Here is a 25,748-nt window from a genome sequence, read left to right as displayed (position 1 = left end):
GCCCCGGCACCCCCTTCGTGGGCGCTCCCCGGTGAGCCCTGCGGTATGAGACCGTGGCGCAGTTGTGTCAGCCATGACCATGACCGGATGGCTGCGGGTACACGACGCGTGTCGTATACACGACAGGGAGTGCTCATGTGGGAAACGGTCGGCATACCGGAGACGGAGGCGCGGGTCTACGAGGCACTGATCTCGCGCGGCAACTCCACCGCCGACGTGCTGTCGAGCCGGGTCAACGTCACCACGTCCACGACGACGCGCGCGCTGTCCAGCCTGATCGACCGCGGTCTGGTGACGCGCACACCCGGCCGCCCGGCCCGCTACTCGGCGGTGGAGCCGTCGCTGGCCGGCTCGGTGCTGATCGCCAAACGCGAGCACGAACTCCGGCTGCTCCAGCAGCACCTGAACAAGCTGGACGAGGCGTTCCACGCCGAGAAGTCCGCGCGCCGGCTCGACGCCCGGATCGAGGTGGTCACGGGCGCGCCGCAGATCTGGCGCACCTTCGTACGGGTGCAGCGCCGTGCGCAGCGCGAGATCCGGGCGTTCGACAAGCCGCCGTACTTCGTCGCCGCGGGCGAGCACGGCGACGAGGGCCCCAACCTGGAGGAGCGGCGATTCCTGGAGGCGGGCACCATCGGCTACCGCGTGGTCTACGACCAGGAGTCGGTGGCGCTGCCCGGGCGGCTGGAGAACATCTGGGAGGGCATCCGGCGCGGCGAACGTGCCAAGGTCGGCACGTCGCTGCCGGTGAAGCTGGTGATGTGCGACGACGCCCTGGCGATCATGAGCTCCGCCGACGACTACCACAACGGCATCGCCTACCTCATCCACCCGTCCTCGCTGCTGGACATGGCGGCGGCCCTCTTCGAGTCCGTGTGGGCCCGCGCGGTGCCGCTGAACCGGTCGGGGCCGAACGGTGTCCAGGAGACGATGGACCCGCGCGACCGGCAGCTGCTCGGGCTGCTGGCCAGCGGCGCCACCGACGAGGTGATCGCCCGCACCTTCGGGTGGAGCATCCGCACGGTGCAGCGGCACATCCACGACCTGATGCAGCACGCGGGCGCGCGGACCCGCTTCCAGCTCGGCATGGAGGCGGCCCGGCGCAGCTGGCTCTAAGGCCGTCCGGCGGCCAACGGTCAGCGGCTCGCGGTCAGCAGTCAGCGGTCAGCGGCTAGCTGCTCGCGCAGTCGGCGCAGGTCCCGATGATCTCCATGGTGTGGGAGACATCCACGAACCCGTGGGTGGTCGCGATGGACTCCGCCCACTTCTCGACCGCGGGGCCCTCGACCTCGACGGCCCGGCCGCAGCCGCGGCAGACCAGATGGTGGTGGTGGCCGCCGCCGGAGCAGCGGCGGTAGACGGACTCGCCGTCGCCGGTGCGCAGCACGTCCACCTCGCCGGCGTCGGCCAGCGACTGGAGGGTGCGGTAGACCGTGGTCAGGCCCACCGAGTCGCCGCGGTGCTTCAGCAGGTCGTGCAGGTCCTGGGCGCTGCGGAACTCGTCGACCTCGTCGAGGGCCGCCGCGACCGCGGCGCGCTGTCGGGTGGAGCGGCCGCGCACCGGCTGCTTGGTGCTGTCCACGGGTTGCCTCCTTCTCAGGTCGTCCCGAGGCCGCCGTCCCCGGACCCGGGCCCGGCGGCCCATTGTGCCAGCCCCGGCCGGACCGCCACGGCCCGGACAAGTGGAAACCGTTGTCAAGTATTGCGCGCTCGGCGCCGAAGCGGAGGCCCTCGGCGGCCCGCGCGCCGGAACGGATTTGATATGGGCCCCGCACCCGCCGGTAATCTGGGGCGACCGAACCCCCCGTCGCACTGAAGAGAGCACCGTGGCCGCCGACAAGATCGACACCATCGTCAGCCTGAGCAAGCGCCGTGGCTTCGTTTTCCCGAGCAGTGAGATCTACGGCGGTTCCAAGGCCGCCTGGGACTACGGACCGCTGGGCGTCGAGCTCAAGGAGAACATCAAGCGCCAGTGGTGGCGCGCCATGGTGATTTCGCGTGACGACGTGGTGGGACTCGACTCGTCGGTGATCCTCTCCCCCGAGGTCTGGGTCGCCTCCGGCCACGTGGCCACCTTCTCCGACCCGCTCACCGAGTGCACCTCCTGCCACAAGCGCTTCCGCGCCGACCACCTGGAGGAGGCGTACGAGGCGAAGCACGGCAGGCTGCCCGCGAACGGCCTCGCCGACATCAACTGCCCGCACTGCGGCACCAAGGGCGCCTTCACCGAGCCCAAGCAGTTCTCCGGCATGCTCCAGACCCACCTCGGCCCGACGCAGGACGCCGGCTCGGTGGCGTACCTGCGGCCGGAGACCGCGCAGGGCATCTTCGTGAACTTCGCCCAGGTGCAGACCACCGCCCGCCGCAAGCCGCCGTTCGGCATCGCGCAGATGGGCAAGTCGTTCCGCAACGAGATCACGCCCGGCAACTTCATCTTCCGCACCCGCGAGTTCGAGCAGATGGAGATGGAGTTCTTCGTCAAGCCGGGCGAGGACGAGAAGTGGCACGAGTACTGGATGCAGGAGCGCTGGAACTGGTACACCGGCCTCGGCATCCGCGAGGAGAACATCCGGTGGTACGAGCACCCGAAGGAGAAGCTCTCCCACTACTCCAAGCGCACCGCTGACATCGAGTACCGCTTCCAGTTCGGCGGTCAGGAGTTCAGCGAGCTGGAGGGCGTCGCGAACCGCACGGACTACGACCTGTCGGCGCACGCGAAGGCGTCCGGCCAGGACCTGTCGTACTTCGACCAGGAGGCCGGCGAGCGCTGGTACCCGTACGTGATCGAGCCGGCGGCGGGCGTGAACCGCGCCATGCTCGCGTTCATGCTCGACGCGTACAACGAGGACGAGGCGCCCAACGCCAAGGGCGTCATGGAGAAGCGGACCGTCATGCGGCTCGACCCGCGGCTGGCGCCGGTCAAGGTCGCGGTGCTGCCGCTGTCCCGCAACCCGCAGCTGTCCCCGAAGGCCAAGGGCCTGGCGACCGCGCTCCGCAAGAACTGGAACATCGAGTTCGACGACGCGGGCGCGATCGGCCGCCGCTACCGCCGCCAGGACGAGATCGGCACGCCCTTCTGCGTCACCGTGGACTTCGACACCCTCGATGACAACGCCGTCACGGTGCGCGAGCGCGACACGATGAAGCAGGAGCGCGTCTCCCTCGACCAGGTCGAGTCCTACCTCGGCTCCCGCCTGCTGGGCTGCTGACGCGACTCCGACACGACTCTGACGCGAGTCCTCGCGCGGATAAGGGGCGCGGGACCCGGATCGCCGGTTCCCGCGCCCCTTTCGCGTCTGTCTTCGGGCGCCGGCGTGTGCCTACGCCTGGGCGGAGCCGAAGCGGCGGTCGCGCCGGGCGTACTCCAGGCAGGCGCGCCACAGGTCGCGGCGGTCGAAGTCCGGCCACAGGACGTCCTGGAAGACCATCTCCGCGTAAGAGCTCTGCCACAGCAGGTAGTTGGAGGTGCGCTGCTCGCCGCTGGGCCGCAGGAAGAGGTCCACGTCGGGCATGTCGGGGTAGTACAGGTACTTCGCGAAGGTCTTCTCGTTGACCCGCCCCGGGTCCAGCCGGCCGGCGGCCACGTCGCGGGCCAGCGCCTGCGCGGCGTCGGCGATCTCGGCGCGGCCCCCGTAGTTCAGGCAGAAGTAGAGCGTCATCGCGGTGTTGCCGACCGTCTGCTCCTGCGCTACTTGGAGCTCCTGCACCACGGACTTCCACATCTTCGGCATCCGCCCGACCCAGCGGATGCGGATGCCCAGCTCGTCCATCTCGTCGCGGCGGCGCCGGATGACGTCGCGGTTGAAGTTCATCAGGAAGCGCACCTCCTCCGGCGAGCGCTTCCAGTTCTCGGTGGAGAAGGCGTACAGCGACAGGTTCTTGACGCCGATCTCCAGGCAGCCCTTGAGCACGTCGAGGACGACGCCCTCACCGACCTTGTGGCCCTCGGTCCGCGGCAGGCCCCGCTCCGTCGCCCAGCGGCCGTTCCCGTCCATCACCACGGCGACGTGCTTGGGGACCAGCTCGCCCGGGATCTTCGGCGGGCGCTCGCCGGAGGGGTGCGGCTCGGGCGCGCTGTAGGTCTTCCGGTGACGGGTGAGAATCCCGCGTCGTGCCATGGTGGTACGTCTCCCGACAGGTCGTGGCAGGTCGTTCGTCGATCATGCGGTGCGGTGCGGTGCGGCGATCAGGCGGTGCGGTGCGCTGCGGTGCGGCGGGGTACGGCGTGAGCCGCGGCCGCCTCACTTCTCCACGAAGCGCAGCGACCGCAGCCCGCGCTCCAGGTGCCACTGGAGGTAGGCCGCCACCAGCCCGCTGCCCTCGCGGCAGTGGCGCGGCTCACAGGCGTCCGCGGTCTCCCAGTCGCCGCCCAGCAGCGCGCCGAGCAGTTCCAGTGCCTCCCGTGAGGGTACGACGCTTCCGGGCACCCGGCACTCGCCGCAGACGACTCCTCCCGAGCCGACCGAAAAGAACCGGTTCGGCCCGGCCATCCCGCACCGCGCGCAGTCGTCGAAGCTCGGGGCGTAGCCGTTGACCGCGAGCGAGCGCAGCAGGAAGGCGTCCAGCACCAGCCGCGGTTCGTGGGCGCCCGCGGCGAGCGTGCGCAGCGCGCCGACCAGCAGCAGGTACTGCTGCACCGCGGGCTCGCCCTCGTGGTCGGTGAAGCGCTCGGCGGTCTCCAGCATGGCAGTGCCCGCGGTGTAGCGCTCGTAGTCGGTGACGATGGCGCCGCCGTACGGGGCGATGGTCTCGCCCTGCGTGCACAACGGCAGCCCGCGGCCGACGAGTTCGCCGCCCCGGGTGAAGAACTGCACGTCGACGTGGCTGAACGGCTCCAGCCGGGCGCCGAACTTCGACTTGGTGCGGCGCACCCCGCGGGCCACCGCGCGCACCCGGCCGTTCCTGCGGGTCAGCAGGGTGATGATCCGGTCCGCCTCGCCCAGCTTCTGGGTGCGCAGCACGATGCCGTCGTCGCGGAACAGACTCATGCGGACCATTCTCGCCTACCGGGGTCCGGCCCGGGGAAACGGTTCGCCGTGCCGTGCCGCAGCGGGCCGCGCCAGGCCGCCGCCGTATCCGGACCGCGGACCACCGCCGTACGCCCCGTACGCGCACGCCGGCGGTCCGGGCCCGGGCGGGGAGGCCGGTCCGGGAGGCGGCCCCTGGCCGGGGCCGGTCAGGCCGCTGTCGCGGCGGCCCGCAGCAGGCGGTCGATGTCGGAGGTGTTGATCGACAGGCAGCGGCCGATCGCCTCCAGCACGTCGCGCTCGGCCGGCCGGTAGGGGCCGTCGGCGAGCGCGATGTGCGCGCCTTCGAGCAGCACCCGTTCTCGGCCCTGGGGTGCGAGGTGGTCGGTGAGTGGCTCCAGCGCCTCGTGCAGCTCGATCGACAGCCAGCTGCCGCAGCCGTCGACGGCCTCGGCGAAGGAGTCCGGGCCGAGTTCGTCGGAGCGGCGGAAGCGGCCCTCGTCGGCGACGATCGCGGCCAGCAGCCCGAGCAGCTGGTCCTCGGTGCAGTCGCTGAAGCCCGCCGCCCGCACCGCGCCGACCGCGGCCTCCCGGGTCGGCTTCGCGTCGGCGCCGCCCGCGGTGAGCACGGCGAGCGCGATGGTGTGCACCGCGTCCCGCAGCATCGCGGAGAAGCGGGTGGTGGTCGGGAAGGCCAGCACCTCGGAGCCGTACTGGCGGTGGCACGCGGTGCACTCGATCACGCTGCCGGCCGAACCCCGCGCGAACAGGGGGACGTTGAAGACCGTCAGCCTGCGGGTGCCGGTTCTGCGGTGGTACGCGCGGTCGCCGCCGCACTCGGGGCAGTAGAACTCGCCGTCGTCCTCGGTGTGCCAGGATGTGCGCACACTCCAGATAGGCCCCAGTTTCATCGCACCCTCCGGCCGTCCTCGTCCCGGTACGCATCCGCAACGGCGCCAACGTGCGCAGCGGCCACGGTGCCGTCGAGCGTGATGTTAGCCACAGTTGGCTACGCCGTCAGTACCGCGTGCGGGGTCAGTTGCTGTCGGCCGGGGGCTTTTCGGCCCTCCCGGGCAGCCCGCCGCGCCCGTTTTCGGGACCTGCCGCGGCGGATGGCCGGCACCCGGCAGCCCTCCCCCCGGTGCGCGAATCACTCACCGGGGGGAAGGTCCGACCCGCGTTGACGGGCGGCCCGGCGCCGACGGGCCGAACGGGCGGTCCCGTTACCGCCCTGCGCGGTTGACGGCCGAGACGACGGCCTTCAGCGAGGCGCGGGTGGTGTTGGCGTCGATGCCGATGCCCCACATCACCCGGCCGTCGATGGCGCACTCGATGTAGGACGCGGCCTGCGCGGACGCGCCCTCGCTGAGGGTGTGCTCGGAGTAGTCCAGCAGCCGGGCGTCCACGCCGACGCCCGCCAGGGCGTCGAAGAACGCCGAGATCGGGCCGTTGCCGCGGCCGGTGAGGGTGGTCGCCTCGCCGTCCACCTCGGCGCCGACGGTCAGTTCGTCGGCGCCGTCGCTGGAGCTGGAGGTCTGGGCGGAGTGCAGCGTGATCCGGCCCCACGCGTTGTCCGGGGTGGGCAGGTACTCGTCCTGGAAGATCGCCCAGATCTGCGCCGGGGTGACCTCGCCGCCCTCGGTGTCGGTCTTGTTCTGGATGATCTTCGAGAACTCGATCTGCATCCGGCGCGGCAGGTCCAGCTTGTGGTCGTTCTTCAGCACGTAGGCGATACCGCCCTTGCCGGACTGCGAGTTGACCCGGATGACGGCCTCGTAGGAGCGGCCGACGTCCTTGGGGTCGATCGGCAGGTAGGGCACCGCCCACTCGATCTCGTCGACGCTCCTGCCCTGGGCGGCGGCGTCGGCCTCCATCGCCTCGAAGCCCTTCTTGATGGCGTCCTGGTGGGAGCCGGAGAAGGACGTGTAGACCAGGTCGCCCGCGTAGGGGTGGCGCGGGTGGATCTCCATCTGGTTGCAGTACTCGGCAGTGCGGCGGATCTCGTCGATCTGCGAGAAGTCGATCTGCGGGTCGATGCCCTGGCTGAAGAGGTTCATGCCCAGCGTGACCAGGTCCACGTTGCCGGTCCGCTCGCCCTGCCCGAACAGGCAGCCCTCGATGCGGTCCGCGCCGGCCATCAGCGCCAGTTCGGCGGCGGCCACCGCGGTGCCGCGGTCGTTGTGCGGGTGCACCGACAGGCACACGTACTCCCGCCGGGACAGGTTGCGCGACATCCACTCGAAGCGGTCGGCGTGCGTGGACGGGGTGGAACGCTCCACCGTGGCGGGCAGGTTGAGGATGATCTCGCGGCCCTCCTCGGGCTGCCAGACGTCCATCACGCCCTCGCAGACCTCCAGCGCGAAGTCCAGCTCGGTGTCGGTGAAGATCTCCGGGCTGTACTGGTAGCCGAAGACGGTGTCGTCGCCGAGGATCTTGTCGGCGTACTCCACCACCAGGCGGGTGCCGTCCACCGCGATCTGCCGTACCTGGTCGCGGCTGCCGCGGAAGACCACCCGCCGGAAGACCGGCGCGGTCGCGTTGTACAGGTGGACGGTGGCCCGGCGGGCGCCGACCAGCGACTGGACGGTCCGCTCGATCAGCTCCTCGCGGGACTGGGTCAGCACGGAGATCGTCACGTCGTCCGGGATCGCGTCCTGCTCGATGATGGAGCGCACGAAGTCGAAGTCGGTCTGGCCGGAGGCGGGGAAGCCCACCTCGATCTCCTTGTAGCCCATGCGCACCAGCAGGTCGAACATCTCCCGCTTGCGGGCCGGCGACATCGGGTCGATCAGCGCCTGGTTGCCGTCGCGCAGGTCGGTGGACAGCCACCGGGGAGCCTTGGTGACGCGGGCGTCCGGCCAGGTGCGGTCGGGGATGTCGACCTGCTCGTACCGCCCGTACTTGTGGATCGGCATCGACGTGGCGCGCTGGGCGACGGTCGCGGCGGTGATGGGCGTGGGGCGGCCGACACGGTTCCGGCTGGGCTGGCTGTTCATCGGGGTGGCTCTCCTCGGGGCTCCGCTCGGGGCGGCCGACGGCTTGGAAACGCCGAAACTCCGCGGGGAGGGGGTCGGCCTACGACTACAGGCCCTCGCCGCGGCAGCTAAGGAGAAGCAGCCCGAAACGCATGGCATCGACAGTAGCCCACGCGCGGACGGAACACGCACCCGATGCGTACTTCCTCTCACCATGCAAGACGATCGGCCGTCCACCGCGGTCCGGCCGAATCCCCCCTTCCCGTGGTGTGGACGGGAATCGAGTGACAGCACGTGCGGTGACTGTCACAGTTCGTCCATGGGAGTTTTCTGCACGATCGTGCCGCCGCACATCCTGGACCGCCTCGCCAGGTCCGACGACGCCGACCTGTCCGGCCCCGCGCGCCACACGCTGGAGCACGACGCCCGGGAGCGCACCCGGCGCCGGCTCAACGCCGCGCTCGGCCCGGCCGGGGCCGCCCGCACCGCCGCCGCCCCGTCCGCACCCTCCGACCAGCCGAAGCGCACCATCCACGACGCCGGCCACAAGGACGACCTGCCCGGCACCGAGGTCCGCGCCGAGGGCGCCCAGCCGTCCAAGGACGCCAGCGTCAACCGCGCGTACGACGGGCTCGGCGACACCTTCGAGACCTACCTCAAGGCGTACGGCCGGCACTCCATCGACGGCCGCGGACTGCCGCTGACCGCCAGCGTGCACTACCTGAAGGGCTACAACAACGCCTTCTGGAACGGCGAGCAGATGGTCTTCGGCGACGGCGACGGCAAGGTCTTCCTCGACTTCACCATCCCCGTCGACGTGATCGGGCACGAACTGACCCACGGCGTCACCCAGTACACCGCCAACCTCGACTACCAGGGCCAGTCCGGCGCCCTCAACGAATCGGTGTCCGACGTCTTCGGCAGCCTGATCAAGCAGTTCACCCTCGGGCAGACCGCCGACCAGGCCGACTGGCTGATCGGCTCCGGGCTGCTCGCCCCCGGCGTGCACGGCGTCGCCCTGCGCTCCATGAAGGCCCCCGGCACCGCCTACGACGACCCGCGCCTGGGCAAGGACCCGCAGCCGGGCACCATGGCCGGATACGTCTCCGGCTCGGACGACAACGGCGGGGTGCACATCAACTCCGGCATCCCCAACCACGCCTTCTACCTCGTCGCCGCCGCGCTCGGCGGCCACGCCTGGGAGCAGGCCGGGCAGATCTGGTACGACACCCTCACCGGCGGCTCGCTCGCCGCCGACACCGACTTCGCGGCGTTCGCCGCGGCCACCGCCGCGGCGGCGAAGGCGCGCTACGGTGAAGGTGCCCAGTACCAGGCGGTCCGCTCCGCGTGGTCCACCGTCGGCGTCACCGACGCCGGCAGCGGCTCGGGCTCCGGCACCGCCGAACTGCCGCGTCAGCAGCCCGGTGAGCAGACCCAGGAGGCGTGACTTCGTGCGTATCGAGGTGGTCCGCTCCGGAGGGTTCGCCGGCATCCCCCGGCGGGCCGCCCTCGACACCGCCGGCCACCCCGGCGCCCCCCGGCTCGAAGCCCTCGCCCGCGCGGCCCTCGCCGCCCCCCGCGCCCCCAGCCCCCCGGTCCCCGACGGCTTCACCTACGTCCTCACCATCGACGACCGCACCCTCCACTGCGCCGACCCCGCCCTCACCCCCGCCCAACGCGACCTCATCACCACCGTCCTGAACGAGGGCGCGTAACACGGCCGCATGCAGGGCGCCCAAGCAGGGGCGCGAGGAACTGCGCGACCAGCCACCCCGAACCGCAAGGTCCCGGTCACCCGGGGACGGGGCACCCCGGAGGGTCCCGCCCACCCGGAAGTGGGGAACCGCGCGATCAACCACCCCGAACCGCAAGGTCCCGGTCACCCGGGGACGGGGCACCCTGGGGGGTCTCGCCCACCCGGGAGCGGCGCACCGTGAGGAAGACCAACCCCGCTCCCGCCAGCGCGGCCAGCGCACTCGCCAGGAAGATCCGGTCCAACCCCGCGGCGTACGCCGCCCGCACCGTGCCGCGGTGGGAGGTGACCTCCCGCACGCGGGCCGTGAACATCGACCCGAACAACGCGATCCCCAGGCTCATCCCGAGCTGCCGGAAGGTGTTGACGGCGCCGCCGGCCATCCCCGACCGGTGCGCGGGCACCGCGTCGACCGCGGTCGAGACCAGCACGGGCGTGGCCAGCCCGACCCCGGCACCGATGACGGCGAGCCCCGCAAAGAGGGCGGAGGCGTGCGAGCCCGCGGACACGGACTGCCAGAGCACACCCGCCCCGATGCCGATGAGCACCATGCCGACGCCCACCGGCACCGCGGGCGAGAAGCGGTGCGCGTGCCGCCCGGCAGCCGCGGCGACCACGAACGACGCCACCGCCAGCGGCATCAGCGCCAGGCCCCCGCGGATCGGGCTGAGGCCGAGCACGTTCTGGAGCCAGAGGGAGACGTAGACCAGCGCGCCGAAGGAACCCGCCTGGAAGAGCACCGCGCTGCCGAGCAGCCCCGAGAAGGTGGGTCGGCGCAGCAGGGACAGGTCCAGCATGGGGTGCGCGGACCGCAGTTCGACCACCACGAACGCGACCACGGCGACAGCGGCGAGTACGAAGGAGGCGACGGTCAGCGTGTCGGTCCAGCCGTCCTCCCCGCCGCGGATCAGCGCGTACGTCAGCGCGGCCGCGGCCACCGTGAAGGTGAGCGCGCCCGGCAGATCCAGCCGGCCGGTGCCGCGCCGCCCGACCGGCAGCACCCGCAGGGTCAGCGCGATGGCGACCACCGCGATCGGCAGGTTGACCAGGAAGATCGCCTGCCAGCCCAGCCCCTCGGTGAGCAGCCCGCCGAGCACCGGGCCGAGCGCGGCCGCGGCGCCGTTGACCGCGCCCCACACCCCGAACGCGGTGCCGCGGTCGCGGCCCTGGTAGGACGCGGCGACCAGCGCCGCGGAGGTGGCGAACATCGCGGCCCCGCCGACGCCCTGCACCGCCCGCGCGGTGATCAGCGTCGTCGCGTCGGGCGAGAGCGCGGCCGCCAGCGAGGAGAGCGCGAAGACGCCCAACCCGATGACGTACAGCCGCCGGTGCCCGAACAGGTCGGCGAGCGAACCCGCGGCGAGCAGCAGCGCGGCCAGCGCGAGGGCGTACATGTCCATCACCCACTGGAGGGAGGTGAAGGACGCGTGGAGGTCGGACGCCATGCTCGGCAGGGCGACGTTCACGATGGTGACGTCGACCAGCAGGATGAAGGCGCCCAGGCAGATCGCCACAAGTGGCAGCCACTTGCGCATGGGTGGGACTCCGTTCCGGTGTCGCGGGAAGGACCACCCCACCCTCGGGCACACCCGTTCGCGTCTCCAGCCACACCCGTGGTCGCGGCGTATTCCGACAGAACGTAGCCTGTGGTGGTGGAATCCGACGCCGTCTGGGCCCCGCTGGCCGGACTCGACCTGCTCGACCGGCGGCTGCTGCACGCCCTCCAGATCGACGGGCGCGCGTCCTTCAGCCGGATCGCGCAGGTGCTCGGCGTCTCCGACCAGACCGTGGCGCGTCGCTACGGCCGGCTGCGCGGCGACCGTACGATCCGGGTGCTCGGCCTGACCGACCCGTTCCGGACCGGGCTGACGCCCTGGATGGTGCGGGTGCGCTGCACGCCCGACGCGGCCGCCTCGATCGGCGCGGCGCTGGCCCGGCACGCCGGCACCCGCTGGGTCAACCTCATCTCCGGCGGCACCGAGATCAGTTGCGTGACGCACTCGGCCGTGCCCGGCCACGACGACACGCTGCTGCTCCAGAAGCTGCCGCGCACCCCGCAGGTGGTGCACGTGGCCGCGCACGCGCTGCTGCACATCTTCTTCGGGCGTGACCTCAGCCCGGTCAGCCGCAGCAGCGCGCTCACCCCGCAGGAGGCCGCGGCGCTCGCCCCGGACGACGCGCCCGCCGGCCCGCCGCCCGACGCCGCGCCCGTGCCGCTCGCCCCCGGCGACCACCTGCTGCTCGACGCGCTCGCCCGCGACGGCCGCACGCCCGCCGCCGAACTGGCCGCCGCCACCGGGTGGTCGCTCAGCACCGTACGGCGCCGGCTGTCGGAACTGCGCGCCTGCGGCGCTCTCTACTACGACCTCGACCTCGGTGCCGGGCTGCTCCGCTCCGAACTGCGCGCCGGCCTCTGGCTGGAGGTCGAGCCCGCCCGGCTCGCGGAGGTCGGCGCCGCGCTCGCCGGGCACACCGAGGTGGCGTTCGCCGCCGCGACCACCGGGACCACGAACGTCTACGCGTCGATCAGCTGCAAGGACCCCGAGGCGCTCTACCGCTATCTGACGGGGCCCGTCGCCGCGTTGCCCGGCTTGCGCCGGACCGAGACCGCGCCGATCCACCGTCTCCTCAAGGGGGCCGGCCCTTATCCGGCGTGACCTCCCGCGCCGTGACGGTCCCTGTCTCGTCCCCGCCTCAGGCCGGTGGCCGGCTGGTCGCGCACTTCCCCGCGCCCCTGGGTAACTGCGGCTCGCACCGGCTTGCCCCGGAGGAACCCGGGCATATCCAGGGGCGCGGGGAACTGCGCGACAAGCCACAGCGGACCGCAAGGTCCCGTAGCTCGGAGGAGGGGGCACCCCGGGGGGTCAGGGCACCCTTCAGAACCCGAGCTTGCGGAGCTGCTTGGGGTCGCGCTGCCAGTCCTTCGCCACCTTCACGTGGAGGTCGAGGAACACCGCCGTCCCGAGCAGCCCCTCGATCTGGCGCCGGGACTTCGTCCCGACCTCCTTCAGCCGCGCACCCTTGGGCCCGATGATGATCCCCTTCTGGCTGGGCCGCTCGATGTAGAGGTTCGCGTGGATGTCGAGCAGCGGCCGGTCGGCGGGCCGCCCCTCGCGGGGCGTCATCTCCTCGACGACCACGGCGATGGAGTGCGGGAGCTCGTCCCGCACCCCTTCGAGCGCCGCTTCGCGGATCAGCTCGGCCACCATCACCTGCTCGGGCTCGTCGGTGAGGTCGCCCTCGGCGTAGAGCTGCGGGCCCTCCGGGAGGAGCGGGACGAGGAGGTCGGCGAGGAGCCCGACCTGCTGGTCGCCGACGGCGGAGACCGGCACGATCTCCGCCCACTCCAGCCCGAGGTCCCGGCCGAGCTTGTCGACGGCGATGAGCTGGCGGGCGAGCTGGTCTCCGTCCACGAGGTCGGTCTTGGTGACGATCGCGACCTTCGGCGTCTTCCTGATCCCGGCCAGCTCGCGCGCGATGTAGGTGTCGCCGGGCCCGAGTTTCTGGTCGGCGGGCAGGCAGAAACCGATCACGTCGACCTCGGCCCAGGTGGTGCGCACCACGTCGTTGAGCCGCTCGCCGAGCAGCGTGCGCGGCTTGTGCAGCCCCGGGGTGTCGACGAGGACGAGCTGCGCGTCGGGCCGGTGCACGATCCCGCGGACGGTGTGCCGCGTGGTCTGCGGCCGGTTGGAGGTGATCGCCACCTTCTGGCCGACCAGAGCGTTCGTGAGGGTGGACTTGCCGGCGTTGGGGCGGCCGACGAAGCAGGCGAAACCGGACCGGTGCGAGGTGCCTCCGGCGGTACCGGCGGTTCCGGCGGAGGGGGTGCGAGCGCTCATGGCCCCCATTCTCCCCGATACCGCAGAGGTGTACGGACCGCGCCGCCCGGGTCGTACGGGGGTACGACGGACCGTGAGGCGCCCGAAACCCGGCGGCAACACGAAACGCGGCGGAAACACGCCCGCCCACGTCCGGTAACGCGTACGTCGCACGCTCGTGCAAGCCGCGACCGAAGGGACCTCTCCGTGCTGCTCCAGTCCGCCGGCCTGCCCCCTGTCCTCTCCCTCGCCTCCGCCGCCGGCGGCGGCCACCCGGCGATCAGCGCGGGCGACACCGCGTGGCTGCTGGCGGCGACCGCGCTGGTGCTGCTGATGACGCCGGGCCTGGCGCTGTTCTACGGCGGGATGGTCCGCAGCAAGAGCGTGCTCAACATGCTGATGATGAGCTTCGTGTCGATCGCACTGGTCACCCTGGTGTGGCTGGTGGCCGGCTACACCCTGGCGTTCGGCCCGGACGCGGGCGGGCTGGGCCTGATCGGCGGCCTGGACCACCTCGGCATGCGCGGGGTCGGCCCGACCGACGTGACCGGGCACGTGCCCACCCCGCTGTTCGCCGCCTTCGAGCTGTCGTTCGCGATCATCACGGCCGCGCTGATCAGCGGCGCGGTCGCGGACCGGGCCCGGTTCGGCGCGTGGGTGGTGTTCGTGCCGGTGTGGACGCTGGCCGTATACGTCCCCGTCGCGCACTGGGTGTTCGGCACCGGCGGGTGGGTGGTGAGCGAGCTGCACGCGCTGGACTTCGCGGGTGGCACCGTGGTCGAGGTGTGCTCGGGGGCCTCGGGGCTGGCGCTGGCGCTGGTGCTCGGCCCCCGGCTGGGCTTCCGCCGGGACGCGATGCGCCCGCACAACCTGCCGCTGGTGGTGCTGGGCGCCGGGCTGCTGTGGTTCGGCTGGTTCGGCTTCAACGCCGGTTCCGCGCTGGGCGCGAACGGCCTGGCCGCCTCCGCGTTCCTCAACACCCAGGCGGCCGGCTGCGCGGGGCTGCTGGGCTGGCTGGTGGTGGAGCGGCGCCGGGACGGCCACGCCACGACGCTGGGCGCCGCGTCCGGGTCGGTGGCCGGGCTGGTCGCGATCACCCCGGCGTGCGGCAGCGTGGACCTGCTCGGCGCGGCCGTGGTGGGCCTGGCCGCCGGGGTGCTCTGCTCGTACGCGGTGAGCTGGAAGTTCCGCTTCGGCGTGGACGACTCGCTGGACGTGGTGGGGGTGCACCTGATGGGCGGCATCGCCGGCACCCTGCTGATCGGGCTGCTCGCGACCTCGACGATGACCGGCGGCCCGCGCGGCCTGTTCTACGGCGGCGGCCTGGCCCAACTCGGCCGGCAGGCCGCCGCGGTGGCCGCGGTCGGGGCGTACGCGTTCGCGGTGACGTACGGCCTCGGGCGGGCGATCGAGCGGCTGATGGGCTTCCGCGCCAGCGAGGAGCAGGAGCGGACCGGCTTGGACCTGACCGTGCACGCCGAGACCGCCTACGATCACGGCGTACTCACCCACGGCATGGCGGGCGGGGCGCCGACCCCGGCGGGCGCGGGTGGCGGGTTCCTCGGCGCGGCCGCGAAGGACAGGAGCCCACGGGCATGAAGCTGGTCACCGCCGTCATCAAGCCGTACAAGCTGGATGACGTGAAGACGGCGTTGCAGGAGCTGGGTGTGCAGGGCCTGACCGTCACCGAGGCGAGCGGCTACGGGCGGCAGCGCGGGCACACCGAGGTGTACCGGGGCGCGGAGTACCGGGTGGACCTGGTGCCGAAGGCGCGGATCGAGGTGCTGGTGGAGGACGCGGCGGCCGACGAGGTGATCGACACGCTGGTGGCGGCCGCGCGGACCGGGAAGATCGGCGACGGCAAGGTGTGGGCGGTGCCGGTGGAGACCGCGGTACGGGTGCGGACCGGGGAGCGCGGCCCGGACGCCCTGTAGGGCGCGGGGCGCGCTCCCGGCGCGCGGGGTCGACCGGTCAGGCGGTCAGGCGGTCAGGCGGTCAGGGTGCGGCGTACGGCGCCGTCGGGGCCGGCCAGCAGCAGCGGGGTGTCCGGGCCGCCCAGGTCGCGGACGGCCGCGAGGTCGGCGTCGGCCGCGTCCTCGGCGGCGGTCACCACGGCGGCCGCCTCCAGGGACGTCGCGCCGCTGGCCACGGCCATCGCGACGGCGGTCTGCACGGCGGTCAGCCGCAGCGACGGGAGGTCCACGGTGCCGGCGACGTAGGTGCGGCCGGTCTCGTCGCGGACGGCGGCGCCCTCCGGGACGGCGTTGCGGGCCCGGGCGGAGCGGGCGAGCGTGAGGAGCTTGCGGTCCTCGGGGTTCTCGGGGGCGGCGGGCGTCTGCGCGTCGGTCATACGCGTGATCATAGGACGCCCGGCCCGACCCTCACCCTCCGTGCCCGAAGATGCGCACACCGGCACGGGCGCATAGCCTCGTCACGAGAAATGCCCTCGTATGAGGAGATGTGGTGATCCGACGATGCTGCTGCACATGCCCCTCGTCATCGCACTCGCCGCGGCCACGTTCTTCCTGAGCCGCAAGTCCGGCCTCAAGGCGACCCACGCGCTGGTCTGCGGCGCCTTCGGCTTCTACCTCGCCGACACCAGCCTGGCCACCTCGATCCACTCCGCCAGCGCCGGCATGCTCGGCATGATCGGAAACCTCGGCCCCTGACCCGGGCCCGTCCGTCAAGGGCCGCCGCCCACCCACCCGCCAGCCCGAACAACCAGCGGTTGTGGCTCGCCGGTCGTACGGTTGTTTGCCCGGGTGCTGCCGCGCTTGCTTGGATGGCGCCGGTCAACGACGGGTTGTACCGGTGGGAGTACGGGCGAGGCGGGCAGGGCATGGCGGAGGTCGGGGGGCGGGCGCTGGGGCGGCCGTTCGGGTGGCTGTGGGCGGCGTACGCGGTCAGCGCCTACGGCACCGGGTTCGGGTTCGGCGCGTTCCCGCTGCTGGCGATCGTCGTCCTGCACGCCGGGTCCGGCGAGGTGTCGGCGCTGTCGGCCGCCGGGCTCGCGGTGGGGGCCCTGGCGGCGGTGCCGCTCGGCCCGTGGGTGGACTCCCGCCGCAAACGGCCGGTGATGGTCGCGGCGGACCTGGTCCGGTTCGCCGCGATGACCAGCATCCCGGTCGCCTACGCCCTCGGCCGGCTCGGCTTCGTCCAGCTCCTGCTCGTCTCCGTCGTGGCGGCCACCGCGAAGATCGCGTTCCGCTCGGCGAGCGGCGCCTACCTGAAGTCGCTGGTCGGCCCGGAGCAGCTGCTCGTCGCCAACAGCCGCTTCGAGTCCACGACATGGAGCGCCACCGTGCTCGGACCGCCGCTCGGCGGCGCTGCGGTCGGGCTGTTCGGCCCGGTGACGACGGTGACCGCCGACGCGGTCAGCTACCTGCTGTCGGCCCTGGGCGTCTGCGCGATCCGCCGGGACGAGCCGCGCCCGCTGCCCCGTACCGCACCGACCGCGCCCCGGCCCCGGGCCCGCCTCGCCGAACTCCTCGACGGCTGGCACCACCTGCTCACCCACCCCCGGCTGCGGCCGCTCTTCCTCAACACGGTCCTGCTCAGCGCCCTGCTGCTGGCCACCGAACCGCTGCTCGCCGTCCTCATGCTCGGCGAACTCCGCTTCCGCCCCTGGCAGTACGGCCTCGCCTTCGCGCTGCCCTGCGCCGGCGGGCTGCTCGGCGCGCGGCTCTCACAGCGGCTCGTCGCACGCTACGGGCCGCACCGCGTCATGGTCGTCTCGGGCGCGCTGCGCGCGTGCTGGCCGCTGTGGCTGGTGTTCGTGCGCCCGGGCGCGGCCGGCATCGCCCTGGTGGTGGCCGTGCAGTTCGGCCTGGTCGCGAGCATCGGAGTCTTCAACCCGGTGCTTGCCACCTACCGGCTGGAGCAGACCCCGACCGACCGGGTCGCCCGCACCCTGTCCGCGTGGACGGTCAGCACCAACCTCGCCACCGCCGCCCTGACCGCGCTGTGGGGCCTGCTCGCCGCAGCGACCTCCCCCCGCCTGGCGATCGGAGCCGCCGGCCTCCTCATCCTCACCACCCCCCTCCTCCTCCCCCACCACCCCGCAAACCACCCGTCCCCCCACCCCGCCTAGTCTTCCCCGTGTGCCTCGGGCTGGGCTTCGGTGCGGGGCGGGTTTCGGGGTTCCGACGCGCGGGTCGCGCCCGACAGTTCGCTGCTGGTCACCGGCTCCACCAGCACCGTGCCGATCCGGTTCCGCCGCCCCGCCTGCGTCTCCGCGGTCAGCCGCAGCGCGACCGTACCGTCCGGGCCGACCGCCGAGGCGTCCACCGGCAGCGGCACCACCGCGCCCGCGCCCGGGATCGGCACCCGGCCCAGCGCCTTGGCCAGCAGCCCGCCGACCGTCTCCACGTCGTCGTCGTCGAGCGGCACACCGTACAGTTCGCCGAGGTCCCCGATGTCCAGCCGCGCGGTCACCCGGAACCGCTCGCCGCCCAGCGGCTCCACCGGCGGCGTCTCCCGGTCGTACTCGTCGGTGATCTCCCCGACGATCTCCTCCAGGATGTCCTCGATCGTGACGATCCCCGCGGTGCCGCCGTACTCGTCGACGACGACCGCCACGTGGTTGCGCTGCTGCTGCATCTCGCGCAGCAGGTCGCCGGCGTTCTTGGTGTCGGGCACGAAGAACGCCGGGCGGATCACCGTGGAGATCGGGTCGGACTCCGCGTCGCGGTTGATGTGCACCCGCCGCGCCAGGTCCTTCAGATAGACGAAGCCGACCACGTCGTCCTCGCTCTCCCCCGTCACCGGAATCCGGGAGAACCCGCTGCGCAGCGCCAGCGTCATCGCCTGGCGGACCGTCTTGAACCGCTCGATCATCACCAGCTCGGTGCGCGGCACCATCACCTCGCGCACGATCGTGTCACCCAACTCGAAGACCGAGTGCACCATCCGGCGCTCCTCGTCCTCGATCAGCGACTCCGACTCGGCCAGGTCCACCGCCGCCCGCAGCTCCGCCTCACTCGCGAACGGCCCGCGCTTGAAACCCTTCCCCGGCGTCAGCGCGTTGCCCAGCAGGATCAGCAGCCCCGGCACCGGGCCCATCACCCGGGCCAGCGGCAGCAGCACGTACGACGCGGCGGTGGCGGTGTTCATCGGGTGCTGGCGGCCGATGGTGCGCGGCGAGACGCCCACCGCCACGTACGACACCAGCACCATCACGCCGGTCGCGACGCACAGCACCTGCCAGGTGCGGTCGAAGTGGCGGTAGGCGACGACCGTGATGAGCACGGCCGCCGCCGTCTCGCAGGCCACCCGCACCAGCAGCGCCACATTGAGGTAGCGGGTCGGGTCGGAGGCGACCGCGACGAGGTTCGCCGCCCCGCGCCGGCCGGAGCGCAGCGCGTCCTCGGCGCGGAACCGGGAGACCCGGGCGAGCCCGGCCTCGGCACACGCCGCGAGCCAGGCCACGATGACGAGCAGTACGGCGAAGACGACCATGGGGGTGCAGCCGCCGCCTCAGCGGGTGGTGGGCGCCGGCGAGGGGCCCTCGACGCCGCGCTCGGCCCGCCAGCCGTCCAGGATCGCCTTCTGGAGGCCGAACATCTCGGCCTTCTCCTCCGGCTCCTCGTGGTCGTACCCCAGCAGGTGCAGCACGCCGTGCACGGTGAGCAGTTGCAGCTCCTCGTCCATGGAGTGCTTCGTCGGCGCCTCCTCGCCCTGCTTCTTCGCCACCTCCGGGCAGAGCACGATGTCGCCGAGCAGGCCCTGCTCGGGCTCCTCGTCCTCCTTGCCAGGACGCAGCTCGTCCATCGGGAAGGACATGACATCGGTGGGGCCCGGCAGGTTCATCCACTGGAGGTGGAGCTGCTCCATCGCCGCGGCGTCCACCAGGATCACCGACAGCTCGGAGAGCGGGTGGATGCGCATCCGGTACAGGGCGTAACGGGCGGCGTCCAGGACCGCCTCGTCGTCGATGTCCCAGCCGGACTCGTTGTTGACGTCGATCGCCATGGTGGTGGGGTGCTTACTTTCTCTTCGGCCCCGAGCCGCTGCCGCGCCCGCTCCCGGCCTGCCGGTCGCGCGCGGCTCCTTCCTCGGCCTGGGCGGTGTCGTAGCGCTCGTACGCGTCCACGATGCGCCCGACCAGCTTATGGCGGACCACGTCCGTACTGGTGAGCCGGGCGAAGTGCACGTCGTCCACGTCGAACAGGATGTCCTGCACCTGCCGCAGCCCGCTCTTCGTCCCGCCCGGCAGGTCGATCTGCGTGATGTCGCCGGTGATGACGATCTTCGAGTCGAACCCGAGCCGGGTCAGGAACATCTTCATCTGCTCGGCGCTGGTGTTCTGCGCCTCGTCCAGAATGATGAACGCGTCATTCAGGGTGCGACCACGCATGTATGCGAGGGGGGCGACCTCGATGGTGCCCGCCGCCATCAGGCGGGGGATGGAGTCGGGGTCGAGCATGTCGTGCAGGGCGTCGTAGAGGGGGCGCAGGTAGGGGTCGATCTTCTCGTAGAGGGTGCCGGGCAGGAAGCCGAGGCGTTCGCCGGCCTCGACCGCGGGGCGGGTGAGGATGATCCGGTTGACCTGCTTGGACTGGAGGGCCTGCACGGCCTTGGCCATCGCGAGGTAGGTCTTGCCGGTGCCCGCCGGGCCGATGCCGAAGACGATGGTGTGGCGGTCGATGGCGTCGACGTACCGCTTCTGGTTGACCGTCTTGGGGCGGATGGTGCGGCCGCGGCTGGACAGGATGTTCTGCGTGAGGACCTGCGCGGGCGTCTCCGCCTCGCCGTCGGCCGCCTCGCCGTTCGCCCGGAGCATCGCGATGGAGCGCTCCACGGCGTCCTCCGTCATGGGCTGGCCGGTGCGCAGCACCAGCATCATCTCGTCGAACAGCCGCTGGACCAGGGCCACGTCGGCCGCGTCGCCGACGGCGCTGATCTCGTTGCCCCGGACGTGGATGTCGACGGCCGGGAACGCCTGCTCGATCACCCGGAGAAGGGAGTCACCGGAGCCCAGGACGGTCACCATGGGGTGCTTGGCCGGTACGACGAAATGCGCGCGTGCCTGGTGCGGCTGCTGCGGCTGCTGCTGGGTCGGTGTCTGAGTCATGGGCCGGCGCTAGGGCCTGCTCATCCCGCCTTCTGCTGGTCGCTGGGCCCGTGGGGCCTTGGAGTACCAAGCGTACGACGCGGAACGGCGCAGGCAGAGGGGATTACGGCGCGCTGTTGCGGACCGTGCTGCCGGGCGGGCCGGAGGGAGGTCACGCCGGGGGTGCCGGGGCCGGTCCCGCCGGGGGCGCCGGCGCGGGTCCCGCCGGGGCCGGGCGGAAGCCGATCGTGGGGACCGCGCGGCGCAGCGGCCACGGGCGGGTGGCCGCGGGCAGCAGCTCCTCCAGGAAGCCGTAGCGGCACACCGCCTCCCGGTGGTCCGGGGACTGGCCCGCGTACGCCTTGGCCTGCGCCCACCACCCGGCGATCTCGATCCAGCCGGGCGCCGACAGCGACCCGCCGAACTCCTGCACCGACAGCGCCGCGCACAGCGAGGCGAAGGCCAGCCGGTCGGTGAGCGGCCACCCCGCCAGCGTGCCGGTGACGAACCCGGCCACGAAGACGTCGCCCGCGCCGGTCGGGTCCAGCGCCTCCACGGCCAGCGCGGGCACCTCCGCGGTGCGGCCGGCCGCGGAGTCCACGGCGTAGGCGCCCTGCGCACCGAGGGTGACCACGGCGAGCGGCACGTGTTCGGCCAGCCGGCGGGCGGCCTCGCGGGGGCTGTCGGCGCGGGTGTAGCGGACGGCCTCCTCCGCGTTGGGCAGGAAGGCGGCGCAGTGCCGCAGCCCGGCGAGGTCGGCGGGGTCCCAGCGGCCGGTCTCGTCCCAGCCGACGTCGGCGAAGACCTTCGTGCCGGACGCGGCGGCGCCGGCGATCCAGTCGGCGCGCTCCTCCCCCGTCTCCCGGGCGCCGAGTGAGGCGACCGCGGCGCGGGCCGGCGGCGGGCAGGCGGGGACGGCGCCTTCCGGCGGCGGGGCGCGGTGGCCGTGGCTGACCATGGTGCGCTCGCCCTCGTACGCCATCGACACGGTGACGGGGCTGTGCCAGCCGGGCACCCGCCGGGACGGGCCGAGGTCGATGCCCTCGCCCTCGCGGAGGCTCTCCCAGCAGTAGTCGCCGTACATGTCGTCGCCGAACGCGGCGGCCAGGGTCGTCCGCAGGCCGAGGCGGGCCAGGGCGGTGGCCATGTTGGCGATGCCGCCGGGGCTGGAGCCCATGCCGCGGGCCCATGACTCGGTGCCGCGGACCGGGGCCTGGTCCAGGCCGGTGAAGATGATGTCCAGGAAGACGGTGCCCGTCAGGTACACGTCCGTCGCCGGGTCGCCCGGCACCCGTACACCCGCCAGCGGGTCCAGAACGGGTTGATCGTCCATCCCCCCACTGTGCCACGGCGCCCCCTGTCCCCCGGGGTAGCCACGTCCCGCCCGCGCCACCCCGTCCCCCCGGGTTGCCCCCTTACGGTGCCGCGCCGCCCGGACCCCCCGGGGCTGCCCCGTACTGTCGGTCGAGGGACCACCCGCTGGTGGAGGGCTGGTGGCGAGGCACCGCCGGCGTAGACCGGAAAGTCCGGGAACAGCCGGCCGCCCACCCCGTCGTCATGAACGTCGCCCACGCCGCGATGCTCCGCTAAATCCCCGCTAGCCTCGCCGGGTATGAGCCACGCGCACCCCGGCCAAGGCCCCGGCCGCGACGCCTCCGTCATCGTCGCCCGCGACGCCGACGGCCTCGTAGCCCTCCTCGGCGCCCACTTCCCCGACCACGGAGGCAACTACCTCTTCCTCCCCGGCGGCCGCAAAGAACCCGGCGAAACGGACGAGGAATGCGCACGCCGGGAACTGCGCGAGGAAGCCGGCATCACCGCCACGACGTGGCGCCCCCTCGGCTCCTACGCCCTCACCCTCGCCTCGACCGCCCGCATCCATCTCTACGAAGCCCGCGATCTCACCTGCGGCCCCCAGCAACTCACCCCCACCGAGCAGGACTTCAAACTCGCCTGGTGGCCCATGGACGAAGCCCTCGACGCCGCCGCAGAGGGCCGCTTCCTCCTCCCCGCAGGGCCCCTTGCGCTTCTCCTTGCCGAGCGAACCGCGTCCGCGTGAAGAACTCCACCTGAGGGAGCACCTGGTGACGACCACAAGACGGTTCTGGCCGCCGCGCTCGCGCAGCTCCCGCTGCCCGCTGTGATCGAAACTGCTGGTCCGGATCGACGGCGCGGCCTTCAGCCACGAGGTCCTGGACCATCTCCAGGCTCTGCCCACCAGCCGGCACCGGGTGCGCCGGTGACCGGCCACGCGGGCTCGGTCCTGAGACGCCCAGCCAGTTCTGCCGCCGCACGTTGCGGTCCAGTTCGGCGACTGCCGGAATGCCGCGCCCACGTACGGTCAACAGGGCCCGGCGCATGTCGGCAGCGGTACGACGGGCACGCACCCGGCCTTGTTGTTGCCGAGGACACAGTGACCAGGTCGCTCCACGTTGAACTTCAACCGCTGAAGTCCAACGGTACGATCGGGTCATGACGGACTTCGTGCAGGTGTCCACCGTCACCGAGACCCGTGACCAGGCCGTTCAGCTCGCCCAGTCCGTCGTGCGCAAGCGTCTGGCCGCCGGAGCGCAGATCGTCGGCCCTGTGACCTCCGTGTTCTGGCACCTCGGAGAGTTCGGCACGGGCGAGGAGTGGCAACTCCTCCTCAAGACACGTGCCGACAGGTACCCCGGAGCTCGAAGCGCACCTGCTCGAACACCATCCCTGGGACAACCCTGAGGTGTCCGCCGTGGCGATCGTCGCCGGTGCGGAACGGTGCCTGCGCTGGGTGGCCGAGAATACGAGCCCGGCTCACCCGAGTAGTCGGGCATTCAGCCCGCTGCCTTCTCCAGCAGTTCGGAGACGACCGGCACACCTCGATGTTCTGCGAGGCACTTCAGACCACCCGGCTTCCGGCCCGCACCTGACGGTCAGTCATCGCTCCGACAGGGACAGGAAGGAGAAGACCGCACCACCCTCGGGCCCGCGAAACCCGGCACCCCCGCAGCGTCATGCGAAGGCCGGCCCCGACACGGCACGGGGCACATCGGACAGCCAACCCGTCACGCTGCCACCGTCAGCCCTCGGAGGAATCGAGGTCAACGTGGGTCGGGTTCATGCGTCGTTCGCACCGAGGGTTTCGAACGCCTCACGCAGATCGACCGCCTCTGGCAACTGCTTGGCCTCGACGGAATTCACGACTTCCAGCGCCCGCCAGTGATTGGACGGCACCAGCCGACCAGAAAGAATGGCTTTCTGGGCCGCTTCACACGCTTCATCAAGCCGATTTCCCGCCACCAGAACCAGAGCCAGATCAATACTTGCCGACGCCACCCGTCGCGGCCACTTGGCCACATCGCGACCGGCGTCCAACCGGGTGATCACTTCTCGCGCGAACGGCTCGGCCGCCGGGTCGCCGAGCCACGCCAACGTGGTCGCCGTGTACGAGACCGTCTTGCCAGGATCGTACTGGTAGTGATGCTCGGGCAGTTCTGGCGTTGCGAGGGACGATGAAAGGTCCTGGACGCGATCAATGGCCGAGTACGTTTCCTTTGCCTGCCCCATCCGCGCATGCGCCCGTCCCTCTTGGGCGGTTGACTGGATCAGCACCGAGCTTCCGGCCGGAGCGATTCCTTGCGAAATTCTGGACAGCTCCGCAGCGCGAGCGTAGTCGCCGTCCGTCAGAACGCGCCAGGCTTCAGTCTCGTAGCACCATGCGACGATTTCCGGCTGCTCCGCTTGGTGAGCCAGCGCCATGGCCGTTTGCAGGCGCGCCGTTGCGGCGTCTTCCTGCTTGAGATCAATATGAACTGTCGCGCCCAGCAGGGACAGCCAACCCCCGATGGTCAGCAGGCGCCGGTGCTCGGCCAGGGTTTTCTTCGCGTCAAGCAGGTGCAGCACATAGGAAGAGTTCCGCCGCACGCGCCGCAGAATATCCTGCGGCGCGGACTTGGGGTACGCAGCGGCAAGCTGGTCGAAAGACGACTCAAGACGATCAAGGGTTTCTCTTCCCACGTCGCTCGCTTGCACGCGGCGCGCCAACTCCCACGCGTCCGATTCGTCGTCGTGAGTCTCGGTTCCTCGAGATGTCCAGGGCGTGGCCGTAGCGGACACGGTTGAACCGGAGGACAGAACTTCCTCCAGCTCATCGGGAGCAAGCCCCAGAAGGCGCGCCATCTTGGGACGCAGGTGCGGATGCGGGCTGCCTTCTCCCCGCTCCCAGCGCTGCACCGTGGTCCGGTCCACGTCGAGGGCATCGGCGAACCGTTCCTGGGTGTACCCGCGCGCCTTCCGGCGCTCCGCGAACCGCTGCCGCTTGGCTGCCATGACGCACTCCGTCCCGCTCTGTCCGCCCTGCTCAGGGTACCCCGCGCAACCAACACGCCACGCGAACGCAGCTTTTCTGCCGTGGTGCGCCCCTGTTCCCACCCGCGAGTGTTGTCAGCCGGAAGGCTCCCGTCGTCCGAGTGACCGGTCCCGGGGGCGTGACCGATACGAAACCGGTCAGGGAGGTGCAGATCAACATGCGTAAAGCTACTGGGTTAGCGGGCTTGGCCCCGGACGGTTCGCATTGCCTGGCGCCAGCGGCATTGCTGGAGGAAGCGCAGCACGTTGTGGATGGTGCCGCGCTGCTGTCCGTCGCTGAGCAGGTTCGCGCGGCGGCGCGGATGAGGGCCGTGCTGGGTGAGTTGATCCCGGTGGTGGACGGGATGGCGCGGCGGTGCCCGGAGGGGGACAGTGCGCGGGCCGTCGCGCTGCTCAGTGTGGGTGAGGCCCGGCGGCGGATGGACGCGGGGCCGCGTTCGCTCGATGCGGCGCGGTATGCCGAGCGGATGGGGCGTTCGGTGATGGCGATGTGCTGCCTGGTCGGACGGTTGCGGGCCGAGGCGGCGGCCTTGAGTAAAGCGCTGACCGCGGAAAGCGGATTCTCCTCGTAGCTCGGTCGCAGCAGAACCCGAACCCTTCAGACCACATCGGAGAAAAGGAAGAGACGTCCGCATGGAAAACGACGACGACAGCACGATCGGCGACGGCAACGGAAGCGGCAACGGGAATGTGAGGGGCAGGAACGTCCGGGCGGTGGACCGGTTTTCGGCACGGGCGCTGTACGCCAACCGGCTCGCGTACGAACGGGAACGCTCCGGGATGAGCCTGGTGCAACTCGGCGAGAAATGCCGGTACGAGCAGTCGTATCTGCACCGG

Annotated in this window: 24 protein-coding genes and 2 pseudogenes; 13 read left to right on the top strand and 13 right to left on the bottom strand. The window is 71.8% G+C overall.

Translation table 11 applies throughout. The annotated features are described in order from the left end of the window. Positions 1–135 precede the first annotated feature (135 nt). Positions 136–1,116, top strand: coding sequence for a helix-turn-helix domain-containing protein (locus WA788_RS31830; protein WP_335983378.1), 981 nt, complete (start codon positions 136–138; stop codon positions 1,114–1,116). Positions 1,117–1,171: 55 nt separating this feature from the next. On the opposite strand, the gene WA788_RS31825 is transcribed toward WA788_RS31830, so the two are convergent. Then, the gene (locus WA788_RS31825) at positions 1,172–1,582 is read right to left on the bottom strand and encodes a Fur family transcriptional regulator (RefSeq protein WP_335983376.1); all 411 of its coding nucleotides are present in this window, start codon (positions 1,580–1,582) and stop codon (positions 1,172–1,174) included. Positions 1,583–1,826: 244 nt separating this feature from the next. Here WA788_RS31825 and WA788_RS31820 point away from each other — a divergent pair, with 244 nt between their 5' ends. Then, the gene (locus WA788_RS31820) at positions 1,827–3,209 is read left to right on the top strand and encodes a glycine--tRNA ligase (RefSeq protein ID WP_335983372.1); all 1,383 of its coding nucleotides are present in this window, start codon (positions 1,827–1,829) and stop codon (positions 3,207–3,209) included. A gap of 111 nt (positions 3,210–3,320) precedes the next feature. Here the strand turns inward: WA788_RS31820 and WA788_RS31815 are convergent, their stop codons facing one another. From WA788_RS31815 to leuA, 4 genes are all read right to left on the bottom strand, one after another. Next, complete coding sequence (locus tag WA788_RS31815; RefSeq protein WP_335983368.1) at positions 3,321–4,118, bottom strand: isoprenyl transferase; 798 nt, start codon at positions 4,116–4,118, stop codon at positions 3,321–3,323. Between the two features lie 123 nt (positions 4,119–4,241). Beyond that, positions 4,242–4,988 (bottom strand): DNA repair protein RecO, encoded by a 747-nt coding sequence (recO, locus tag WA788_RS31810; RefSeq protein ID WP_335983366.1) that lies wholly within the window; start codon positions 4,986–4,988, stop codon positions 4,242–4,244. Positions 4,989–5,176: 188 nt separating this feature from the next. After that, positions 5,177–5,878 (bottom strand): TerB family tellurite resistance protein, encoded by a 702-nt coding sequence (locus WA788_RS31805; RefSeq protein WP_335983363.1) that lies wholly within the window; start codon positions 5,876–5,878, stop codon positions 5,177–5,179. 312 nt (positions 5,879–6,190) lie between these two features. Then, positions 6,191–7,963: a 2-isopropylmalate synthase gene (leuA, locus tag WA788_RS31800; RefSeq protein WP_335983361.1), complete on the bottom strand. Its 1,773-nt coding sequence runs from the start codon at positions 7,961–7,963 to the stop codon at positions 6,191–6,193. Between the two features lie 298 nt (positions 7,964–8,261). On the opposite strand from leuA, the gene WA788_RS31795 reads away from it, so the two are divergent. Then, positions 8,262–9,389 carry a M4 family metallopeptidase gene (locus WA788_RS31795; RefSeq protein ID WP_335983359.1) on the top strand — a complete coding sequence of 376 codons (1,128 nt, stop codon included), beginning with the start codon at positions 8,262–8,264 and terminating at the stop codon, positions 9,387–9,389. 4 nt (positions 9,390–9,393) lie between these two features. Then, on the top strand, positions 9,394–9,657 hold the full coding sequence (locus WA788_RS31790; RefSeq protein WP_335983357.1) for a protealysin inhibitor emfourin: 264 nt from the start codon (positions 9,394–9,396) through the stop codon (positions 9,655–9,657). 136 nt (positions 9,658–9,793) lie between these two features. Here WA788_RS31790 and WA788_RS31785 read toward each other — a convergent pair whose 3' ends face one another. Next, a complete protein-coding gene (locus tag WA788_RS31785) occupies positions 9,794–11,230 on the bottom strand; it encodes an MFS transporter (RefSeq protein ID WP_335983355.1) in 1,437 nt (478 codons plus the stop codon). Between the two features lie 117 nt (positions 11,231–11,347). Here WA788_RS31785 and WA788_RS31780 point away from each other — a divergent pair, with 117 nt between their 5' ends. After that, positions 11,348–12,352 carry an Lrp/AsnC family transcriptional regulator gene (locus tag WA788_RS31780; protein WP_335983353.1) on the top strand — a complete coding sequence of 335 codons (1,005 nt, stop codon included), beginning with the start codon at positions 11,348–11,350 and terminating at the stop codon, positions 12,350–12,352. A gap of 219 nt (positions 12,353–12,571) precedes the next feature. Here the strand turns inward: WA788_RS31780 and era are convergent, their stop codons facing one another. Then, positions 12,572–13,543: a GTPase Era gene (gene era, locus WA788_RS31775; protein WP_435130485.1), complete on the bottom strand. Its 972-nt coding sequence runs from the start codon at positions 13,541–13,543 to the stop codon at positions 12,572–12,574. Positions 13,544–13,741: 198 nt separating this feature from the next. Between era and WA788_RS31770 the strand changes: the two genes are divergently transcribed. After that, on the top strand, positions 13,742–15,112 hold the full coding sequence (locus tag WA788_RS31770) for an ammonium transporter (protein WP_335983417.1): 1,371 nt from the start codon (positions 13,742–13,744) through the stop codon (positions 15,110–15,112). Continuing rightward, positions 15,109–15,447 (top strand): P-II family nitrogen regulator, encoded by a 339-nt coding sequence (locus WA788_RS31765; protein ID WP_335983349.1) that lies wholly within the window; start codon positions 15,109–15,111, stop codon positions 15,445–15,447. The genes WA788_RS31770 and WA788_RS31765 overlap by 4 nt, the downstream gene beginning before the upstream one ends. A 53-nt stretch (positions 15,448–15,500) precedes the next feature. Here the strand turns inward: WA788_RS31765 and WA788_RS31760 are convergent, their stop codons facing one another. Further along, on the bottom strand, positions 15,501–15,875 hold the full coding sequence (locus WA788_RS31760) for a cytidine deaminase (RefSeq protein WP_335983347.1): 375 nt from the start codon (positions 15,873–15,875) through the stop codon (positions 15,501–15,503). A 124-nt stretch (positions 15,876–15,999) separates the two neighbouring features. Here WA788_RS31760 and WA788_RS31755 point away from each other — a divergent pair, with 124 nt between their 5' ends. Further along, positions 16,000–16,182, top strand: coding sequence for a hypothetical protein (locus WA788_RS31755; RefSeq protein WP_335983345.1), 183 nt, complete (start codon positions 16,000–16,002; stop codon positions 16,180–16,182). 170 nt (positions 16,183–16,352) lie between these two features. Further along, positions 16,353–17,603, top strand: a complete 1,251-nt coding sequence (locus WA788_RS31750) for an MFS transporter (RefSeq protein WP_335983342.1) — start codon at positions 16,353–16,355, stop codon at positions 17,601–17,603. Here WA788_RS31750 and WA788_RS31745 read toward each other — a convergent pair. From WA788_RS31745 to WA788_RS31730, 4 genes are all read right to left on the bottom strand, one after another. Further along, on the bottom strand, positions 17,600–18,970 hold the full coding sequence (locus WA788_RS31745) for a hemolysin family protein (protein WP_335983340.1): 1,371 nt from the start codon (positions 18,968–18,970) through the stop codon (positions 17,600–17,602). The two genes, WA788_RS31750 and WA788_RS31745, sit on opposite strands and share 4 nt — an antisense overlap. Positions 18,971–18,988: 18 nt before the next feature. Continuing rightward, positions 18,989–19,483, bottom strand: coding sequence for an rRNA maturation RNase YbeY (gene ybeY / locus WA788_RS31740; RefSeq protein ID WP_335983338.1), 495 nt, complete (start codon positions 19,481–19,483; stop codon positions 18,989–18,991). A gap of 13 nt (positions 19,484–19,496) precedes the next feature. Then, positions 19,497–20,585, bottom strand: coding sequence for a PhoH family protein (locus WA788_RS31735; protein ID WP_335983336.1), 1,089 nt, complete (start codon positions 20,583–20,585; stop codon positions 19,497–19,499). A gap of 151 nt (positions 20,586–20,736) precedes the next feature. Further along, complete coding sequence (locus WA788_RS31730) at positions 20,737–21,897, bottom strand: carbohydrate kinase family protein (protein WP_335983334.1); 1,161 nt, start codon at positions 21,895–21,897, stop codon at positions 20,737–20,739. Between the two features lie 279 nt (positions 21,898–22,176). Between WA788_RS31730 and WA788_RS31725 the strand changes: the two genes are divergently transcribed. Together WA788_RS31725 and cutA are read left to right on the top strand one after the other, a co-directional pair. Beyond that, on the top strand, positions 22,177–22,623 hold the full coding sequence (locus tag WA788_RS31725; protein ID WP_335983332.1) for an NUDIX hydrolase: 447 nt from the start codon (positions 22,177–22,179) through the stop codon (positions 22,621–22,623). Between the two features lie 413 nt (positions 22,624–23,036). Next, a pseudogene (gene cutA / locus WA788_RS31720) lies at positions 23,037–23,355 on the top strand (divalent-cation tolerance protein CutA); the annotation flags it as partial. A gap of 305 nt (positions 23,356–23,660) precedes the next feature. Here cutA and WA788_RS31715 read toward each other — a convergent pair. Further along, positions 23,661–24,872, bottom strand: a complete 1,212-nt coding sequence (locus tag WA788_RS31715; RefSeq protein WP_335983330.1) for a helix-turn-helix transcriptional regulator — start codon at positions 24,870–24,872, stop codon at positions 23,661–23,663. A gap of 158 nt (positions 24,873–25,030) precedes the next feature. On the opposite strand from WA788_RS31715, the gene WA788_RS31710 reads away from it, so the two are divergent. Both WA788_RS31710 and WA788_RS31705 read left to right on the top strand, forming a co-directional pair. After that, positions 25,031–25,483 (top strand): DUF6415 family natural product biosynthesis protein, encoded by a 453-nt coding sequence (locus WA788_RS31710; protein WP_335983328.1) that lies wholly within the window; start codon positions 25,031–25,033, stop codon positions 25,481–25,483. A gap of 61 nt (positions 25,484–25,544) precedes the next feature. After that, positions 25,545–25,748, top strand: a pseudogene (locus tag WA788_RS31705) (hypothetical protein); the annotation flags it as partial.

It is taken from the genome of Streptomyces sp. CA2R106, assembly GCF_037034245.1.
Classification (GTDB): domain Bacteria; phylum Actinomycetota; class Actinomycetes; order Streptomycetales; family Streptomycetaceae; genus Actinacidiphila.
The sequence above is the reverse complement of the archived record's forward strand: the minus strand, read 5'-3'. Positions and strand labels throughout refer to the sequence as shown.